This window comes from Rubrivivax rivuli (assembly GCF_004016505.1).
GTDB classification, from domain to species: domain Bacteria; phylum Pseudomonadota; class Gammaproteobacteria; order Burkholderiales; family Burkholderiaceae_C; genus Rubrivivax; species Rubrivivax rivuli.
On sequence record NZ_SACR01000003.1, the window covers coordinates 215,564 to 232,908 of the forward strand.

Sequence of the window (17,345 nt, forward strand, 5' to 3'; positions counted from 1 at the left end):
ATGCCGCGGCTGCTCGCCATGCCCGTTCCCGGGCTTCGGCCGCGGCGATGGCGTTCCAGCGGCGGTCGGTCTCGGCCCGGTCTTCGGTGGCGATCCGGAAGGAGAAGGCCTCGGCAGGGGAGGCTGATCACGGTGTACTCGACGGTCAGCTGATCGCCGGCCGGGCGCGCTGTCACTAACATCGACGGCCCAGCGGCCCGCCCTTCGGCAAGCCGGCAGCCTGAGATTTCGCAGCTCCCGACCGACGGCAGAGTCGCTTTGCCGACCCAGAACCCAGGCATGTGCACACGCTACATCTCGCCCGAAGCCGGTGACATCGAACGCCAGTGGCACGTGGGCGGTCGCAACCCCTGGCGGGGCGGCGAGGTCTTCCCCAACTATGCCGGCGCCTTCATCCGCGCCGCGCGCGACGTGGTGGCGCCCGAGCGCGAACTGGTGGTGGGGCAGTGGGCCTTGATCCCCTGGTTCGCGAAGGAACGCAAGCTCAAGTTCCCCACCTGCAACGCCCGTTCCGAAGAGTTGATGGGCAAGGCCTCCTACAAGCAGCCCTGGGCGCGCGGGCAGCGCTGCATCATCCCGGCGCTGGCCTTCTTCGAACCCAACTGGGAGAGCGGTCGGCACGTGCCCTGGATGTTCCGCCGCCGTGACGGCCAGCCCTGGGGACTGGCGGGGCTGTGGAACGTGTGGACCGACCCCCAGACCGGGGAACTTGTCGAGAGCTACACCATGCTCACGCAGAACGCCGACGCGCACCCGCTGATGCAGCGCATGCACCGCCCGGACCCGAAACGCCCGCCCGAGCTGCAGGACAAGCGCGCGGTGGTACCCATCGAACAGGCCGACGTGGACCTGTGGCTGCACGGCACGGTGGCGCAGGCCGGGTCGCTGCTGCGGCTGCCCGATGCCGAGCTGTTCGACGCCGGGCCGGCGCCAGGTGCCATTTCGCTGCGGTAGTGCCCCATCGCTGACAGCTGGGCGGCCGACACGACTTCGCGGCTACCGGCAACACGGCGCCGGTGCCTGCTGCGTCCACCGTGCGCCTGGCAACTTCAGGGCTGCAACTCTGCTGTGCCAGGGGAGGACCATGGTGGTTGCGCGGGGCCCTGTTGTTTCCAGATAGCCCTGCGAACGAAGGGCCAAGTAAATCAATAACTTAGCGACGGCAGTTTTGCCCTGTGCAAGACGCCGGATGCAACGGCGGCCAGGTTCCCAAGCTAATTTCTGCAAGCTCGCAAGTTGTTGATTTAGCGACGAAATTTTTGGGGCTCGGCCGTAGGGGTCGTCCTGTCCATCATCTGATGTGGGCTTGACGCAGTGCGAAGGTCTCGGTTCACTGCAGCTTCCGCAGGAGGGAACATGCCGAGCCTAAAGGTCTGCACCTACAACATCGAGTGGATGACCGCGCTTTTCGGAGCCCGGAGGGATGCGGACTGGCTGGCAGACCCCACGATTCCGGCGTCGTTCCCCGGAAAGACCGCGGGCGGCATCCGACTCAGCCCGATTGCTGACGTGCCTGACCTCTGCCAACGCATCGCGGCCGGCATCAAGACCATCAACCCGGACGTCCTGTTTATCCAAGAGGGCCCTCCGCTCCAGGAGCAGATGGAACTGTTCGTCGAGACTTTCCTGGACGATGCGTACGCCGTGCATCGTTCCAACCGAGCAGACCAAGCCATCTATGCCCTGGTCCGCCGCGACGCCAGTAACGGCTTCACGCCCTGGCTACCGGAGGGCGATGCGCCTGCGACGCTGTGGCGGAAGGTGCCGTACTACCCGTGGGGAATGATTGCTGCGGAGGACCGAAAGTCGCACAACTTGGCGCGGCACCCACTGCTGATTCGCGCGCAACTCGCACCTGGGCAGGACCTCATCCTGGGGGGCGTTCACACCAAGTCGAAGTTTTCCAAGCTGAAGACAAAGAGCCAGTGGGTCAACCGGGGCACGAATCCCGAGCCGGTTCTCGACGCGCTCAGCAGCCGCCAAAAGCTGTCCGCCGAGGTAGCGCGCCTGCGAGCGGTCTTGACAGCCAACGTTGCCAAAGGGCCGCAGCAAGCCAGTGTGGTGGTGGTCGGAGACTTCAACGACGGTCCCTTTCGGGACCTGATGGAGGAAGAGTTCCTGGTCAAGAGCATCCTCGATGAGCTGGTCGGGTCGTTTCTGGACCCCAACACCTATTTCAAGCACGCGATGTCGCCTGAAGTCCTGGCCGCGGCCTCGACCGCGGAGTTCTCCGACCCACTGCAAGACGGCGCCATCGTGAAAGAACTCATCGACCACGTCCTGGTGTCGCCGGCCATCTGGAGTGGGGTTGGCGCCTATGGGCTGAAGAAAGGAAGCTGCGTGGTGGAGGAAGATGCATGGGCTTTGGGCGTGGTCGGGAACCCCGAGGCTGCTCGCAGTAACCGCCCCAGTGACCACAAGCCCGTTTCGGTGGTTATCGAGTGGTAATGAAGCGAACGCCCGGTACCACTGGCCCGTTCGACCGCCGTTGACCGCTCCTTCAGTCCGTACTCATTCGTGCCAACTCACACAACCGGGCAGCGTCCACCACCAGGTCACGAATCCTGTGCGGCGGTGGCCACGCGTGGGCTGACAGGCTTCCCCCGATGGCTTGAGCGACGGCCCAGGCAATCGTTTTGGTGTCCATGCCGAGTTGACGACCGTGATGTAAGGGCACTGTGGAGGTCACCGCTCTGCGGGACGGCGCAACCGCAGACTGAAGCCTCGACACCAGCCCCGCGACCGACCCCACGTCCACACCCAGAAGCCGGCCGTCGGCGGCCCTCAGCCCTTCAAGCAGGTTCAACTCGACCAGTGCGTCCGTGAGGCCAAGCCAACCGAACGCCTCGTCCAGGCCGGCCGGCGCTTGGAGCGAATCCAGCCAGCGCCTGACCGCGAGCACTTCGTCCAAGTCATACCCGTGCCCGACCTCTGCCTTCGGGAAACGCCCAAGCTTGCGGAGTTGCTTGTGCATCGCGTGGTCGACGCCAAGAAAATCGGTGACCTCCCGAGCCCCACCCAGCTGAGGAGGTCGTCCTTGAAACAGTTGTGCGGCAGTCGGTGCTCCACCGCTGACATTGCCGTAGCACAACAGGCGCGTGACTTCGGCGTCTAGCTCAACCTCCAGGGCCACCTCCTTCAACAACGGAGCGACGGCGTTGTCGGGGAACCGGTCGATGCCGGGCCAGCGCTGAAGAATGACCGAGCGCAGCCGTGCGCTATCGATGCGACGCTCGACCATCGCCTCACCAAGACGCTCCAGCGCCAGGACTCGGTCCGCGACAGACAAGGCACTCAGGTCCTCGGTCAACCCGTAGGTCGATGCCCGACCCGGCCCTGGCAGCACGCACAGACGCAGCAATCGCGACAGGTCCGTCTCGTCGACTGGCGCCGTCGAGCTGGCGTTGCCCATCGGAACCATCGCCGGCTGCTGAACCAACCTCGCGGCAACCACTGCGGCCGCGGACACTTCCTTTGCCGGAGACTGCCGCAGGTCAGTGCCGCAATCGGCGCAGTAGCGAAGCTGCGTACGGCTATGGCGCAGGGGCTTCGAGCATGCAGGGCAGCACTCGACGAGCGCCAGTCGATGCACGAGGCACACCGGCGCTTGAACGAACTCCCACCCCGTGCGAGCAAAGCCGCCATCGAGTAAGCAACTCGGGCACACGGTTTGACGGGGGGAGAACCGAGCCGCCTTGGGCCAAAAGTGGTGACCTGACCGGACGTGGGTGTCCTGCACGCGCGCCAGAAAGCGTGAGTCCAGTGCGCCCTGGTCGAGGCCGGTTAGCCATTCCACCGCGTGAAGGGCTCCGCGACTATGGACGACCGTGCGAACGTCGCTGAGTGACTCCCCCGAGATGCGCTCCAACAGGCGCAGCAGGTCGAGCATCCGTACGGCTCGATTGGCCTCTGCGTGTCGCTGCAGGAAACTGACGACCGACTCGTCATCGCCCAGAGGCAGACGCCCCAGGAGCCGCGGGACGCCGTGATTGGCGGCACGGCTCATGATGTCGGCTGCGGCCGCGTGCGCCGGCTCTGCATCTGCTTGACCAAGCTCTTGGCTGTGTCGATGGGCAGGAGGAACGGGTTGTCCTCGGGTTTGCGCTTGTTCTTGGGAGCCACCTCGCAATACGCCGAGCAGAAGTTCTCCAGCGTCACTTGGAGCTGCCTGCTCATCGCGCCGAAAGCGCAGGCGCTGCGCACCAAGTTGATAACGCTGCCGAAGCGGCACTCGGCAGCCATCCTACGCTGAGGCAAAAGCTCTGGACCAACGTACCCAGTCCGTGGCGCGCTTGTCACGCGCATGTTCGTAGTTGGAGCGGCGCAGCCTTCCACGTCGGACTGCAGGGGCTTGAGGCGACGGCTGCTGTTGGCAGGATTAGCTTGTAGCCGTTGGCAGGGTTAGCTTGCGCTGTTGGCAGCGGAAGCTTGTTCCAACAGGCCCTCGGTGCGCCAGTGCAGCGGCTTCGCAGTAGTTAACATAATATACAAACAATGGGTTTCAGCAGATTCCCAGTTTGAGTATCTACAGGCATTGCGCCTGCATCGGTCGAAACTCCGGACATACTCGCGGACATAATGACCGCCGCTGCAGTGCCGGTCATTTTCCCAAGCCAAGTGTTCCAGGTCTTCACCTGGTCCATCTTGCCAGCGCGTTCTGCGCGTTCGGCTTCCACCTGCGCGATCACTTGGCCTGGCTCAACGCCTGCAAGGGCGGCCAGCTTCACGCACAGGACCGGCTCGGGGAAGCTGCGCCCGGCGCGCCAGTTGCTGACCGCTGAAGGCGATACGTGCAGTTCCTTCGCTAGTCGGTAATCTGACCAGGCATGCACCATGCACACCAGGTCGATGATCTGAACTGTTTTCATTGGGCCGCCTCGGTTAGAAAACAGGGGCAGTGTGGACCTGTGCTGCAAGGGCTGCAAGCATCAAGCCCTTGAAGCATTCAAGCCCTTGAAGTAGTCTCGCGCGGTCCGTTCGGCCTTGAAACGCCGGCCGGGCCGCCATCCCTCTCAAGCCTTCGGGCCGGGCGGACACCTTTGCGGGATGCGTTGGCCTGGTGGGCTTGAGGAACATGGCATGTTCGAAACCACCCCCACCGCGGCGCAAAGCGCGCCTGCGGCGGCCGTTGCATCTGAGCAGCGGCCCACCCAGCACCAGACCGCCCACCACGGCGCGGAACCGGCCTTCAAGGGCAGCGCCGAGCACCCCAACCAACTGCGGCCCAAGCCCTGGGCCATCAATGCAGACGCGGAAGCCTATGTGGCCCTGGTCATCATCCGCGGCAGCGGCGAAGTGACCATCAGCGCGAACGTGCCAGACGGCAGCGTGCGCATGCGCATGCCGTGAGCAGCGCCGGCCAGGTCATCGCGGCGGCCAACGCTGCGCGCCGAACGCTGCGCATCTGCAACCTCGGCCCGGATCCTGTCGCCATCGGCGCGGCCGGCCTCACGTGGGCACAACGCTGCATCGTGCTGCTGGCCGGCGATGTGTGGGTGGAAGACCGCGGCGGCAATCTGGCCTGGTCTGGCATCTGCGAGGCCGGCAAGAACGCGTCCGTCACCTGGCAGGGCGTCAACGCATGAGCCAGCTGATATCAGCGGCCGTGGCGCGCCTGCGCGCCGAGCTTGCCAGCGCAGCAGCTGGGCAAGGCGATGCACTCATCACCGTGCAGCGCAGCGCCGCGGGCGCCGCGCCCACCAGCGCGCACACCTGGAACGACCGCCAGGAGTTCAACCTGGCCTCAGACTTCGGCATGACCGCGGCCAACACGCGCGCCGAGGTGAAGGCCGCGCTTCAAGCGGCCATCACGGCCGCGGCCAGCATGGGCGGCGGCGTGGTCAAGGTGCCGGGCTGGCTTGACTACGGCTACAAGGACACCGACCTTTCGACGCACCCCGACTTCACCGGAATCACCGTTCCGGTGGCCGTCATCGACTACAGCAAGGGCGCCAGCTACGCGGGTTTTCCGGCCGTCTATGACGGCATGCAAGAACGCGTGTTCACGCACACCCCGCAGACCACCAGCCCCGGTCAGCACAACGGCAACACGAAGTGGCTTCGGGCCTACTGGGCCCCGGCTTACACCATCTCGAACGATTCCAACCTCGCGCCACCGGGGCACCCCTCGCGGACCGCGATGGACAACCGCCGGGCCTTCTATGCCACGGCCGTGGATGGCTCCGTGGTGTGGCAGTGGGGGCAGGGAACCCAGATCGGGACCAGCCTCACCGATGCCGAAATGTCGGCCATGGCGATTGACTGCTACGGGGCCAACGTGGGCGGCGCGCGGGGCACGTTCACCTGGGTGGTGGCGCAGGTGGACACCGGACACACCAGCTTCGGCGGCGAAACGAACAACCCCCCGGCGGCCTGGCACTTCAAGGAACTCTCACCGGCCGGCCTGGCGCACATGGTGGAGGGCCTCGGAACGACCGTGTTCTGCAGCATCCGCAACTCTGTCGGCGCTGCAGAGGATGTGCACGTGAAAAACGCGCTCGGCAGTCTGCAGCTGGCCGTCACGGCCGGCGTGGCCCTGACGGTGGACAAGACCACGCGCGCCGTGGCACTCGAAAGGCCGCTGCGCCTGCCGGTGTTCAGTCGCGCCGCGCTGCCCGACCCGGCAACCTTCGCGGAACACTTCATCAACGTGAATGACGCCATCGGAGGCCGCACCATCGCGGTGTCCAACGGTGCCGCGTGGGTGTCGATCCTCACCGGGGCCAACGTGTGAACAACGAAGCTGCAGCGGCCCTCACCGTCACGGCCGCGGCCGTGCTGCTGCTGGTGTCCGGCGTGCTGGTGTGGCGCCGCGACCGTGGCCCCTCATACGTCACGCAAGACCCCGAGGCCGCGCCCACGTGGGCCGATTCTTTCGGCCTGGCCATGGCGAATCTCGGCCAGGCCGTCACCGGCTCTGCAGTCGCAAGCCTGCAGCCCTCGGCCCAGCTGCTGGCGATGCTGAAAGAGGGCGAGGCCCTGCGCCTGCAGCGTTACCGCCTGGGTGATGGCGGATGGACCATCGGCTTTGGCCGCTACTACAGGGACGGCGGCGAAGAGCCCCCAGAGTGGATTTCCCGCGAGCAGGCCGAGGCGTGGTTTCTGGAAGACGTGGAAGCCCGCGCCGCGCGCTGGGTGCGCGCCTACGTCGAAACCCCGCTGCAGCAGCATCAATTCGATGCGCTGGTGCACATGGCCTACAACCTGAGCCCGCGCAGCTTCCGCACCATCGCGCAGGCCGTCAACGAAGGCCAAGACCCCGAGGCCGCGGCGCTGCAGTTCGTGCGCGCTGGGACCCATCTCGAAAGGGGCCTGCGCAACCGCCGGGCCCGCGAAATCGCGCTCTACCGAACCGGGAACTACGCATGAAGATCGGCACCCCTCAACTGATGACCGGCGCGGCCGTGGCCCTGGGCCTGTTCGCTGTCTGGTTCGTCTTCCGCGGCCCCGGCAAAGCCAGCATGACGCCCACCGCCACCGAGCGCCGGCAGGTGGAGGCCAACACGTGGTTCAAGGGACTGACCGCGCAACAGACGGCCATCTACAACCAAGCGATCGGGGAAACCGAACGCGAACTGCGAGCACTGGGGATCCTGTGAAATTCAACATCACCACCGCCATTGTGGGCGTCGGCATCGTGGCGCTGCTGCTGGCCGCGCACCGCAAGCAAACCAAGGCCGCGCCCACCACGCACAACAGCGAAACCGCCACCAGCCCCGGCCAGTGGTGGAGCTACGCGGGCGCATGGAGTGGCCGCACGTGAACATCACGCCCACCGTGGCAGTGGCGGCCGTGGCCGTGGCCGGCCTCGGCCTGGCCGCCTGGTGGGTGTCGCGCCGTGGTGGCGTGGCCGAGGCGGCCTCGGCCATCGGCGCCGGTGCAGTCAATGCCGCAGTGGACGCGGCCGGCGGCCTGGTGTCCGGTGGCGTGGGTGCCATCGGCCAGACCGTGGGACTCCCCACGCCGGCGCAGACCACCACAGACGCGGCCGTCGCGCGCTGGATCATCGACCAGCACGGCTATTTCGAGGCCAGCAAGTGGGCCAGCGCGCCCGCTCTGGCGCGGGCCGTGTTCATGGACTCGGGCAGCGGCACGCCACCGCCTGCAGGCAGCGCCGCGGCCCTGGGCCTGCCGCTGCGCGCGAGCTATGACGAAACCGAACGCCTGCGCCGTCGCTACCCCGCGCCGAGCGTGGCGGAGATCCTCACCTACGAACTGCCCACCAGCCAGGTGGCCCCGTACTTCGCACCCTGAGAGCAACCGCATGCAAACCCTTGCCCTGTTCTTCGCCTCGCGCCTGAAAGAGCCCAGCACCTGGGCCGGTGTGGCCGCTGTCATCGGCAGCGCCGCGCATGCCGCGGCCACCAAAGACCCGGCCGCCATCGGCGCCACCATCGCGGGCGTGGTGGCCATGCTGCAGCCGGAGAAGGGCGCCAAGTGACAGGCGCCGACCTGGTGAAAGCCGGCGGCGGTGCCCTGGTGGGCGTGCTGCTGGGCTGGACTGGCCACGCGCTGACGCTGCAAGGCCGCGTGGCGGCCCTGGAGCAGGGGCAAACCGCCATCGTGGTGCGCCTGGATGCGCTGCTAGCGGCCAAGGGCGTGCAAGCCCCTGAAGGCCCGCGGCCGTGAAGGTGGCCGCCATCGTGCCCAAGCCCGCAGAAATCGGGCGCGAGGCCCTCATCGTCATCGGCGGCGCGCTGCTGGCCGCCCTCGTCATCGGCCAGCTGCCGGCCGTCAAGGCCTGGATCAAGCGGCAGTGGGAGTAAACCTGTGACCAAGCAGCAAGACGTTTTCGGCAACTTCGACAAGGCCACCGGCCGCCTGGTGAGCCTGCGACAACACGGCGCCGGCCTGGACGCACTGCCGCTGCAGCCGCTGCACGACCTTGCAGGCAGCACGCCCAGTGTGGAGAAACTCAAGCGGGCGATTCAACGCAAGGACGCGGGCCGCCTGGCTATCTCGCCCGTGTCGGCCTCGCTCACGGTCACCCGCGGCACGCAAAACGGCCCGATGCTGTCTGCCGGCGGCGTGCAGCTGCTGAACGGCCCATGGACCGGGCCAAACGCCAGCATGAAGGCCGCAGCGCTGGCCGGCCGCGGCGTGTGGATGCATGCCCCCTCGGCCGTGTTCACGCAGTACGGGCCGCCCCCCTGGTGCGCCTATGCCACCACGGCTGAGCGAATCATCGGTTCGCCCCCCGTCAGCTTCACGCTAGACGGCCGCGCGTTTGAGGTGCAGATGAGCAGCTACGCGCCCAGCTTCGCTGTGCTGGTTGATGGCGCATGGAGCTGGTCCGGTGGCGCGATTCGCAACCAGCTTGCCAACGGCGTGGCTGGCGCTTCGCTCGATAGCGGCCTGCAAAACTGCTGGGTGAAATTCGATTTCGGCTCCCGCGCTGTGCGCCAGGTGGTGGTGCACAACTTTTCAGGCGGTGCCATTCAAAACGTGGGACGCGAATCAGCGCGCGATGTAATGCTGCCGCTGGATCGAAGCCACGAACCCGTGGCCGTGGCCATCACTGACAGCTACGGCCAAGAGCCCCCGGTTTTTCCAGTGGCGGGCGGCGTGTATGGTGAAGCCTTCGCTGAAATCGGCATCGGAACGCCCATCATCGACGCCATCGGCGGCACCGGCTTTGCGCGCACGGCCACGCAACCCCAGGCCGTCAACACCGGCGCCCAGCGCGCTGCAGGCTTGCCGGCCGCATTGGCACCTGACTTGGTGTTGTTCGGCATGGGCCTCAACGACAACGCGAACGCGGCCGATGCGGGCCTGGGCTTGGCCACAGGCGCGGCGGCGCTGCAGGCTTTCACCGATGCTGTGCGCCTGGCCGTGCGCAACGCGCGCGCCTTCGCGCCTTCGGCCGTCATCGCCATGGTGGGCGTGTGGACCCCGAGCCAATCAAACGCGAACTACGGCAACACCGGCCGCGCCAACCACGACAAGACCCGCTTGATGCGCCAGCTGCTGGCCGAGACGGACGCAGGCCCCTGGGTGTTTGTGGACCCCGAGATGGGTGAGATTGCGAACAGCCGCGGCCTGCAGCTGGGCCCCCACGGCACGTACAACCCCGCGTTGCTCAGTGACCCCAACCCAACGGGCGTTTGCTGGATGACGGGCACCGGCCGCACCGGCGCGCCGGCGAACAACGGAAACGCGGACCTCTACCAAGACGATGGCGTGCACCCGAACCGCACGGGGACGCGCGCCTATGGCCTCATGCTGGCCGAGGCGTTGCGCGTGGGCCTGCTGGCGTTGTAACGCCCTTGAACGGCCTGTCGTGGCTACACTGCCCGCATGAAATTCGACGATCTCACCATTCGGCGCCCGGCGGCTGAGTCGCGCGTCAAGCTGAAGCCAGTAGACGGCATTGCATTTGCCGATCCGGGCCCAATCAGCAAGCCGTCGCCCGATGCCATGGCGCGTTACGAGGCGCACTGGAAAGCGCACCCGCACCGCGCGTTGCGCAAGGGCCAGAAGGGCGCGGCGCAGCTGGTGAGCGAAGCGCGGGCCAGTGGCTATCGTCGTTGATGCCAGCGTAGCGCTGGCGTGGGTGTTGGACGACACCGACGACAACCACCGATACAGCTACGAAGTGGCCCGCCTGGCGCATGAAGGGCGCCAGCTGCTGCTGGCTCCATCGGTGTTTCTGTGCGAGGTTACCTACACCTTGCTTCGGCGTGGCCGCGCTGGCCGCTGGGGTCACGCGCTCATTGAAGAGCGCGCAGAGCTGATCGATGTGTTTCGCGTGCGGCTGATCGAAAGCACCGCATCAGTGCCAGCGATGGCGCGCTTTGCACTGCGCCACAACGTGCAGGGGTTCGACGCGTTCTACCTGGCGCTTGCCCTTTCTGCCGGTGCGCAGCTGGCCACGCTGGATGGGGGGCTACGCAGTGCAGCGCGGCGCGCTGGCGTCGAGCTCTTCACGCCAGCTTAGCCCGACGAAACGGCAGCACCGTAGCCATCGGCAGCACCCGCCAGCTGGCGGAGTTCGCGGCGCCGGTGTCGGCCAGGGCCAGCACGCGGGCCAGATCGGCCTGCAGGGCGTCGTTGTCGGCCCGCAGGGCGCGGGCCAGGGCGGCGTAGGTGGTGGCCTGGTTGTGCGCGTCGGCGTCAACCACGCTTTGCCCCCAGCGCGTCACCCAGAACAACGCCAGCATGGCCGGCCGTGGGGCGTGGCCTGCTGCAACCCAGCGCCGTGCGGTGCGCTCCGTCACGCCAAGGGCGCGGCCGAGCTGGGCAGTGGTGGGCTGGCCGAGATCTTCGAGCATCACGGCCAGGGGCGGCATCTGGTGCGGTAGGCGGTTGAGCATGATGGCCGCGTTGTCGGCTCACGCGCCGGCCAGGTGCATCGGCCCGGGGGTGGATACAGCGGCGGCCGACCTGGCCGAAGCGGCGCGCGTGGCGCGCAAGCCACGCTGAAACGCGCGGCGTAGTTGACATAATATACATCGTACACAATTCAGTGTGATGGGGAGAAAGGTGTCGGAAGGATTGACACGCCCTCCCGGGCGCCCACTCAGACGATGGCTTCACGCATGACGCACCGTGATAAATTCGCGCCGGCATTTTTCTTGCAACACGCCGACAGTCCCGTTCCCCGCCATCCCCCGTGAAGCCGATTCCTGCACTTTTCCGTCCCAACCCTGCACTGATCGTGTGCGCAGGGCTTTTGCTCGCTCAGGGGCCGGTGAGCGCGGCGCCGACCACGGAAGTGCCCACCACCAACGCCTCAGCGCCAGCGGCGCCGACGTCGGTGCTGGAAGGCGGTGTGCGCAAGCACAGTGGCCGCGGCGAGACCAGCACCATCGACATGCTGGTGGAAATGCAGCAGCCCAGTGCCGGGCTGCAGTTCAACGAGCGTCAGCGTCCCGGTGACGGGCGCGTGCGGCCGACGCCGCCGGCGGGCGGCCTGACGCAAGGGCTGCCTGCGCCGGGTAACAGCCTGGGCAACACGCCTGCGCGTGCAGAGCCCCCACCGGTGTCGGCGGCAGGCTTGTTCGGGGCTGGGGCGACGCCGCAGGTTCAACAGCAGCAGATGGCGCGGCCCGCGGCCCCGGTGGCCGGGTTGGCTGCCGAATCAGGGGGGCCTTCGCCTCGCTCGGCGCCCAGCGAGGCGCACGCCAACCCTGCGCTCGCGCGCTGGTTGGCCCTGCCGCGCGAGGTGATCCAGTACGTGCGCGAAAACCGCGGCCTCGTGATCGGGTCGGCGGTGGCCCTGCTGCTGTCCGCCTGGATGGGGTCGGTGCTGGTGGCCCGCCTGCGCGGCTGAGTTTCAGCGGGCGATCGTGCCCTCGGCGCCGTCTTCGGCGCTGTCATCGTCGCCGTCCACCTGAGTCTGGCCCGCCGGTGCGGCGCGGTCGAGTGGCCGGCACAGGTGTCGGTTCAGGGCGCCCAAGCGCTCTGAGCTCTGCATTGCGGCGATCACGACCTCGGGGTTGATCATCAACATGAACGGGTTGCGTTCGGTAGCCTGGTGCGCCATAGGTGCCTCCAAACACTGCGGGATGGCAGTGAGGCCACTCTAGGCCGTCGCGATGGCCCTGCCGAGTGGGTGCAGCGCCAAAGCGCGTGTCAGACGACTTCTGACACGGTCAATCTGCACAACTCAGGCCTCAACGCGCCGCCTGCTCCAGACGGCGCGCGAGCGGCTCGCGTGCTGCGAGTTTGGCAAAGTCAGCCGCGCCGAGCCCCGCATCGTTGCGGGCCTGCAGGCTGGCGCCCTTCGCCAGCAACTGGTCGACCGACTCCTCGGGGCCATAGCGCGCGGCCATCATCAGCGGCGTCGAGCGGTTGGGCGAAGGGGCGTCCACCACCGCACCGCGGGCCAGCAACAGCGCCACCATGCGCGGCTCGGGGCCGCTGGCGGCGTAGTGCAGCGGGGTCCACCCCGCGCGGTTGACGGCCGCGCCGCGCGCCAGCAGTTGCTCGGCAAGCGGCAGGTGGCCGCGCAGCGCCGCCATCATCAGCGGCGTTTCGTTGCTGGCATTGGTCTGGTCGATGCGGATCTGTGGGTGGGCCATCAGCAGCGCCGCGACCTTGGGGGCCTCGTCTCGCATCGCCACGAACAAGCCGCATTGGCCCTTCTCGTTCACGCTGTTGGGGTCGAAGCCTTGGGCCAGCAACTTGCTGACACCGCGCTCGTCATCCAGGTGCACGGCCCTGAAGAAATCCACCAGGGCATCAGCGCGTGCGGAAGAAAACGCAATGGCGATCAATAGATAGACAAGTATCTTCAGGTGGTTTCTCATGATCAGGCGGGCTCCGTCAGGCGGCCGGGCAGGCCGAAAAGCTGCTCGGTGTTGGCCGTGGTGACACTCGCCACGGTCTCCAGGCTCTCGCCCTTCAGCGCCGCCAGCTGCGCGGCCACGTGCGCCACGTAGGCCGGTTGGTTGGTCTTGCCGCGGTGTGGCATGGGCGCGAGGTAAGGGCTGTCGGTCTCGATCAGGCAGCGCTCCAGCGGCACTGCACGCGCCACTTCGCGCAGCGCTTCGGCATTGCGGAAGGTGAGGATGCCGGAGAAGGAGATGTGGAAACCGAGTTCCAGCGCGGCCATCGCCACTTCCATGGTCTCGGTGAAGCAGTGGAAGACGCCGCGCACGGCGCCCTGCCCCAGCTCGCGCCCGCGGGCGGCTTCTTCGCGCAGCACGGCCAGCGTGTCTTCGCTCGCGCTGCGGGTGTGGATGACCAGCGGCAGCCCGGTGGCCAGCGCGGCGCGGATGTGCACGCGGAAGCGCTCGCGCTGCCAGGCCATGTCGGCCACGCTGCGGCCGTTCAGCCGGTAGTAGTCAAGGCCGGTTTCGCCGATAGCCACCACGCGCGGCAGCGCGGCGCGCTCCAGCAGGTCGGCCAGCGTGGGCTCCTGCACGCCTTCGTTGTCGGGGTGCACACCCACGCTGCACCAGAAGTTGTCGTGCGCCAGGGCCAGGGCGTGCACCTGCGGGAACTCTTCCAGCGTGGTGCAGATGCACAGCGCGCGGTCGACCTGCGCCTCGGCCATCGCGGCGCGCAATTCGGGCAGCTTCGCCTGCAGTTCAGGAAAGCTCAGGTGGCAGTGGGAATCGATGAACATGGCCCGGGGGCTGTAGGCTGCACGCTGGATTTGCGCCGGCCGCTCATGGCGGCCGGCTGCGTCACAGCGTCTGCGTGGGCTTGGAAGAAGAGATGCTGGTGCCCAGCACTTCCTCGATCTTGATCTTGAGCTGGCGCGACTTGTCGTCGTTGGGGAAACGCACGCCCACGCCTTGTGTGCGGCCGCCCGAGGCATTGGCCGGCGTGATCCAGGCCACCTTGCCGGCCACCGGGAAACGCTGCGGGTCGTCAGGCAGCGAGAGCAGCAGGTAGATGTCGTCGCCGAGCTTGTACTCGCGCGTGGTGGGCACGAAGAGGCCGCCGTCGGTGAGTGCGGGGATGTAGGCCGCGTACAGCGCGCCCTTTTCGCGGAACACGAGCTGGATGACGCTGGGCCGGCTGGCCGCGGCACCGGCTGCACCCGCAGGCCCCACAGGGGGCCCCAGGCCGCCGGCTCGTGTGGGGACGCTGTCGTTCATGGGCTGAGTGTATCCAAGCCCTGCCCCGCCCCGTGGGCCGCGGGCCGCGTGCTGCTGCGCGGTGCGCCCGGGCCTGCAGCTGCCGTGACGGGCGCCGCCAAGGCCTGGGATGCAGACCCCACCAGAGCCTCGATCAACAAGGCCTCGCTCCACGGGTGTTCATCGTGGCGCGCCACGCGCCGCAACTCGGCCGCCCAGGCCTGCAGCGCCGGCAGGGCCGCACGCGCCGGCACGCCGGCCGTCGGGAAGTAGACCGCCGGGCCGCCGGCGGCGCGTGCCATCGCGTCGTGGCAGAGCTTCTGCAGCGCATCCACGGCGCGCGGGATCGGCCAACCCGCCAGCGCCCCGGCATGGCCGGCGGCCACCGCGGCGGGCAGTGCGGCCCAGGCGCGGGCGTCGATGCCGGCCTGCTGCAGCGCCAGGGCGTCGAGCGGACGGCCGCCGCTGGCGGCCAGCAGCACCTGCGCGGCATCGGCGTCGGCCACGCCTTGCGCCAGCAGCCACTGCACGGCCAACGCGGGTGCCGGCGCCGGCAGGCGCAGCAGCTGGCAGCGACTGCGCACGGTGGGCAAGAGCGTGCTCGGGTCGGCCGTGGTCAGCAGCAGGCGCGTGCCGGCGGCGGGTTCTTCCAGCGTCTTCAGCAGCGCGTTGGCCGACTGCAGGTTCAGCACCTCGGCCGGGTGCAGCAGCCCCACCTTGCCCTGGCCGCGCGCGCTGGTGCGCGTGCTGCGCTCGATGAGCAGCCGCACCTCGTCGATACGGATCTGGCGGCTGGGCTTGCGCTTGCTGTCGTCGCCGTCGGTCTTGTCGTCGGGCAGCGGCCAGCCGTGTTCGCGGCGCAGGCTTTCGGGCAGCAGCACGGTCAGATCGGGGTGCAGGTGGCTCTGCACCAGCCGGCAACTGCCGCAGCGGCCGCAGGGCCGGGGCAAGGCCTGCGCGCCACTGCCGCGGCCTTCGCACAGCCAGGCCTGGGCCAGCACCATGGCAAAGGCCAGCGCACCGACGCCGGGCGCAGCGTGCACCAGCAGCGCGTGGCCGCGGTGGGTGTTCAGCGCCTGGGCCAGCGGTTCGGCCAGCCAGGGCAGCGGCAGGGTGCCGTCTTCGCCGACGATCAGTTCGTTCATGCCCAGGGGCGCGCAGACACCTGCGCCTCGATCTGCGCCCACACGGCCTCGCGCGGCAGGCTGGCGTCCACGCGGGCGAAGCGCGCCGGGTCGGCGGCGCAGCGCGCGGCATAGCCGGCGGCCACGCGTTCGAAGAAGGCCAGGTCCTGGGCTTCGAAGCGGTCAGGCGCCCGCGCCGCGCCGCGGCGTTCGGCGGCGGTGGCAGCGGGCAGTTCGAACCACACCGTCAGGTCGGGCTGGCGCAGGCCGGCGGGGCCGCTCTGCACCCACTGTTCAAGCTGGTTGAGCACGGCCAGGTCGAAACCCCGGCCGCCGCCTTGGTAGGCGAAGCTGGCGTCGGTGAACCGGTCGCACAGCACCAAGGCGCCGCGCGCCAGTGCGGGCTCGATGTGCTGAACGAGGTGGTCGCGCCGTGCCGCGAACACGAGCAGGGCTTCGGTGAGCGGGTCCATGGGCACGTGCAGCACCAGTTCACGCAGGCGCTCGGCCAGCGGCGTGCCCCCGGGCTCGCGCGTCAGCACCACCTCGTGGCCGCGCGCGCGCAGCCAGGTGGCCAGGGCCTCGATGTGCGAGCTCTTGCCGGCGCCGTCGATGCCTTCGAAGCTGATGAAACGCCCGGGCCGGCCGCTGCTGGGCTGGAGGGGACTCAAGGCAGGCCGCGCTGGTATTTGTTCACCGCACGATTATGGTCGGCGAGGGTTTCGCTGAAGACGCTGCTGCCGTCGCCCCGCGCCACGAAGTACAGGGCGCGCGTGGGCGCCGGGTTCAGCGTGGCGCGCAGCGAGGCCAGGCCCGGCATCGAGATGGGCGTGGGCGGCAGGCCGCGGCGCGTGTAGGTGTTGAAGGGCGTGTCGGTTTCCAGGTCGCGGCGGCGCAGGTTGCCGTCGAAGGCCTCGCCCAGGCCGTAGATCACCGTGGGGTCGGTCTGCAGCGGCATGCCGATGCGCAGGCGGTTGATGAAGACGCCGGCCACCAGGCCGCGGTCAGACGGCAGCCCGGTTTCCTTCTCGACGATGCTGGCCAGCGTCAGCAGTTCATCGGCGCTCTTCAGCGGGGTGTCGGGGCTGCGCTGCGCCCAGGTCTCGGCCAGGCGGCGCTGCAGCGTGGCGTGGGCGCGCTTGAGCACGGTGAGGTCGCTCACGCCGCGGCTGTAGCGGTAGGTGTCGGGAAAGAAGCGCCCCTCGGCCGCCACGCCGGGTGCACCCAACGCCTGCATCAGTTGCGCCTCGCTCCAGCCTGCGGTGGTGGGTTTCAGGTGCGGGGCCTGGGCCAGTGCCGTGCGCAGTTGGCGCATCGTCCAGCCTTCGATGATGCGCACCTGTTCGAGCGTCTCATCGCCCTGCACCAGCTTGGCCAGCAGTTGGCGCGGTGTGGTGCCGGTCTCGATTTCGTAGCTGCCGGCGCGGATGCGGCGCGCTTCGCCCGACAGGCGGAACCAGGCGAAGAGGAAGTCAGGCGAGGTCTGCACCCCGGCGGCCACCCAGGCCTGCGCCACAGCACGCGGCGTGGTGCCGGCTTCGATGGAGAGCTCGACCGTGGGTGCCGCCAGCGGCAGCGGGCTGTCCAGCCAGCGCCAGGCGATGAAGGCGACCAGCGCCGCAGCAATGAAGGGCAGCCCCAGCAGGGGCAGCCACAGGCGTAACCCCAAGGACCGGCGCGACATGGCCGCTGA

The 17,345-nt window shown here is 68.3% G+C and carries 27 protein-coding genes and 1 pseudogene; 16 read left to right on the plus strand and 12 right to left on the minus strand.

The window, feature by feature from the left end; translation table 11 throughout:
- Positions 1–19: 19 nt before the first annotated feature.
- Positions 20–158, minus strand: a pseudogene (locus EOE66_RS22140) (VOC family protein); the annotation flags it as partial.
- A gap of 121 nt (positions 159–279) precedes the next feature.
- Here EOE66_RS22140 and EOE66_RS09505 point away from each other — a divergent pair.
- On the plus strand, positions 280–954 hold the full coding sequence (locus tag EOE66_RS09505) for an SOS response-associated peptidase (RefSeq protein WP_128228460.1): 675 nt from the start codon (positions 280–282) through the stop codon (positions 952–954).
- A gap of 402 nt (positions 955–1,356) precedes the next feature.
- Positions 1,357–2,448, plus strand: coding sequence for an exonuclease/endonuclease/phosphatase family protein (locus tag EOE66_RS09510; protein ID WP_128228461.1), 1,092 nt, complete (start codon positions 1,357–1,359; stop codon positions 2,446–2,448).
- A 52-nt stretch (positions 2,449–2,500) separates the two neighbouring features.
- Here EOE66_RS09510 and EOE66_RS09515 read toward each other — a convergent pair whose 3' ends face one another.
- The 3 genes from EOE66_RS09515 to EOE66_RS09525 all read right to left on the minus strand — a co-directional run bounded on the left by EOE66_RS09515 (position 2,501) and on the right by EOE66_RS09525 (position 4,868).
- The gene (locus tag EOE66_RS09515; RefSeq protein ID WP_128228462.1) at positions 2,501–4,006 is read right to left on the minus strand and encodes a TniQ family protein; all 1,506 of its coding nucleotides are present in this window, start codon (positions 4,004–4,006) and stop codon (positions 2,501–2,503) included.
- Positions 4,003–4,242, minus strand: coding sequence for a hypothetical protein (locus tag EOE66_RS09520; protein ID WP_128228463.1), 240 nt, complete (start codon positions 4,240–4,242; stop codon positions 4,003–4,005). Before EOE66_RS09520 ends, EOE66_RS09515 begins: the two co-directional genes overlap by 4 nt.
- A 233-nt stretch (positions 4,243–4,475) precedes the next feature.
- On the minus strand, positions 4,476–4,868 hold the full coding sequence (locus EOE66_RS09525) for a helix-turn-helix domain-containing protein (RefSeq protein ID WP_128228464.1): 393 nt from the start codon (positions 4,866–4,868) through the stop codon (positions 4,476–4,478).
- A 211-nt stretch (positions 4,869–5,079) separates the two neighbouring features.
- Here EOE66_RS09525 and EOE66_RS09530 point away from each other — a divergent pair, with 211 nt between their 5' ends.
- The 13 genes from EOE66_RS09530 (at position 5,080) to EOE66_RS09575 (ending at position 10,936) form a co-directional block, all read left to right on the plus strand.
- Positions 5,080–5,349 carry a hypothetical protein gene (locus EOE66_RS09530; RefSeq protein WP_128228465.1) on the plus strand — a complete coding sequence of 90 codons (270 nt, stop codon included), beginning with the start codon at positions 5,080–5,082 and terminating at the stop codon, positions 5,347–5,349.
- Positions 5,346–5,585 (plus strand): hypothetical protein, encoded by a 240-nt coding sequence (locus EOE66_RS09535; RefSeq protein ID WP_128228466.1) that lies wholly within the window; start codon positions 5,346–5,348, stop codon positions 5,583–5,585. Before EOE66_RS09530 ends, EOE66_RS09535 begins: the two co-directional genes overlap by 4 nt.
- Positions 5,582–6,733, plus strand: a complete 1,152-nt coding sequence (locus tag EOE66_RS09540) for a hypothetical protein (protein WP_128228467.1) — start codon at positions 5,582–5,584, stop codon at positions 6,731–6,733. Before EOE66_RS09535 ends, EOE66_RS09540 begins: the two co-directional genes overlap by 4 nt.
- Entirely contained in the window at positions 6,730–7,368 is a 639-nt protein-coding gene (locus tag EOE66_RS09545; protein ID WP_128228468.1) for a lysozyme, read from the plus strand. The genes EOE66_RS09540 and EOE66_RS09545 overlap by 4 nt, the downstream gene beginning before the upstream one ends.
- Positions 7,365–7,598, plus strand: a complete 234-nt coding sequence (locus EOE66_RS09550) for a hypothetical protein (protein WP_128228469.1) — start codon at positions 7,365–7,367, stop codon at positions 7,596–7,598. Before EOE66_RS09545 ends, EOE66_RS09550 begins: the two co-directional genes overlap by 4 nt.
- Entirely contained in the window at positions 7,595–7,762 is a 168-nt protein-coding gene (locus EOE66_RS21760) for a hypothetical protein (RefSeq protein WP_164885060.1), read from the plus strand. The genes EOE66_RS09550 and EOE66_RS21760 overlap by 4 nt, the downstream gene beginning before the upstream one ends.
- Entirely contained in the window at positions 7,744–8,253 is a 510-nt protein-coding gene (locus EOE66_RS09555) for a hypothetical protein (protein ID WP_128228470.1), read from the plus strand. The genes EOE66_RS21760 and EOE66_RS09555 overlap by 19 nt, the downstream gene beginning before the upstream one ends.
- A 10-nt stretch (positions 8,254–8,263) precedes the next feature.
- A complete protein-coding gene (locus tag EOE66_RS21765) occupies positions 8,264–8,440 on the plus strand; it encodes a hypothetical protein (protein WP_164885061.1) in 177 nt (58 codons plus the stop codon).
- Positions 8,437–8,628, plus strand: a complete 192-nt coding sequence (locus EOE66_RS09560; protein WP_128228471.1) for a hypothetical protein — start codon at positions 8,437–8,439, stop codon at positions 8,626–8,628. Before EOE66_RS21765 ends, EOE66_RS09560 begins: the two co-directional genes overlap by 4 nt.
- Positions 8,625–8,765 (plus strand): hypothetical protein, encoded by a 141-nt coding sequence (locus EOE66_RS21770; RefSeq protein WP_164885043.1) that lies wholly within the window; start codon positions 8,625–8,627, stop codon positions 8,763–8,765. Before EOE66_RS09560 ends, EOE66_RS21770 begins: the two co-directional genes overlap by 4 nt.
- Before the next feature lie 358 nt (positions 8,766–9,123).
- Entirely contained in the window at positions 9,124–10,260 is a 1,137-nt protein-coding gene (locus tag EOE66_RS09565; protein WP_128228472.1) for an SGNH/GDSL hydrolase family protein, read from the plus strand.
- 36 nt (positions 10,261–10,296) lie between these two features.
- Positions 10,297–10,530: a hypothetical protein gene (locus tag EOE66_RS09570; RefSeq protein ID WP_128228473.1), complete on the plus strand. Its 234-nt coding sequence runs from the start codon at positions 10,297–10,299 to the stop codon at positions 10,528–10,530.
- 25 nt (positions 10,531–10,555) lie between these two features.
- Positions 10,556–10,936: a type II toxin-antitoxin system VapC family toxin gene (locus tag EOE66_RS09575; protein ID WP_164885062.1), complete on the plus strand. Its 381-nt coding sequence runs from the start codon at positions 10,556–10,558 to the stop codon at positions 10,934–10,936.
- Here EOE66_RS09575 and EOE66_RS09580 read toward each other — a convergent pair.
- A complete protein-coding gene (locus EOE66_RS09580; protein ID WP_128228475.1) occupies positions 10,923–11,312 on the minus strand; it encodes a hypothetical protein in 390 nt (129 codons plus the stop codon). The two genes, EOE66_RS09575 and EOE66_RS09580, sit on opposite strands and share 14 nt — an antisense overlap.
- Before the next feature lie 377 nt (positions 11,313–11,689).
- Here EOE66_RS09580 and EOE66_RS09585 point away from each other — a divergent pair, with 377 nt between their 5' ends.
- On the plus strand, positions 11,690–12,271 hold the full coding sequence (locus EOE66_RS09585) for a hypothetical protein (RefSeq protein WP_128228476.1): 582 nt from the start codon (positions 11,690–11,692) through the stop codon (positions 12,269–12,271).
- 3 nt (positions 12,272–12,274) lie between these two features.
- On the opposite strand, the gene EOE66_RS21775 is transcribed toward EOE66_RS09585, so the two are convergent.
- The 7 genes from EOE66_RS21775 to mltG all read right to left on the minus strand — a co-directional run bounded on the left by EOE66_RS21775 (position 12,275) and on the right by mltG (position 17,336).
- On the minus strand, positions 12,275–12,451 hold the full coding sequence (locus EOE66_RS21775) for a hypothetical protein (RefSeq protein ID WP_164885044.1): 177 nt from the start codon (positions 12,449–12,451) through the stop codon (positions 12,275–12,277).
- 163 nt (positions 12,452–12,614) lie between these two features.
- Complete coding sequence (locus EOE66_RS09590; protein ID WP_128228477.1) at positions 12,615–13,250, minus strand: ankyrin repeat domain-containing protein; 636 nt, start codon at positions 13,248–13,250, stop codon at positions 12,615–12,617.
- A 2-nt stretch (positions 13,251–13,252) separates the two neighbouring features.
- Positions 13,253–14,071, minus strand: coding sequence for a TatD family hydrolase (locus EOE66_RS09595; RefSeq protein ID WP_128228478.1), 819 nt, complete (start codon positions 14,069–14,071; stop codon positions 13,253–13,255).
- A 61-nt stretch (positions 14,072–14,132) separates the two neighbouring features.
- Positions 14,133–14,549: a PilZ domain-containing protein gene (locus EOE66_RS09600; protein ID WP_128228479.1), complete on the minus strand. Its 417-nt coding sequence runs from the start codon at positions 14,547–14,549 to the stop codon at positions 14,133–14,135.
- Positions 14,546–15,673, minus strand: a complete 1,128-nt coding sequence (locus tag EOE66_RS09605) for a DNA polymerase III delta subunit-related protein (RefSeq protein WP_128228480.1) — start codon at positions 15,671–15,673, stop codon at positions 14,546–14,548. Before EOE66_RS09605 ends, EOE66_RS09600 begins: the two co-directional genes overlap by 4 nt.
- On the minus strand, positions 15,670–16,323 hold the full coding sequence (gene tmk, locus EOE66_RS09610) for a dTMP kinase (protein ID WP_128228481.1): 654 nt from the start codon (positions 16,321–16,323) through the stop codon (positions 15,670–15,672). The genes EOE66_RS09605 and tmk overlap by 4 nt, the downstream gene beginning before the upstream one ends.
- Positions 16,320–17,336, minus strand: a complete 1,017-nt coding sequence (gene mltG / locus EOE66_RS09615) for an endolytic transglycosylase MltG (RefSeq protein WP_128228482.1) — start codon at positions 17,334–17,336, stop codon at positions 16,320–16,322. The genes tmk and mltG overlap by 4 nt, the downstream gene beginning before the upstream one ends.
- Positions 17,337–17,345: the final 9 nt, after the last annotated feature.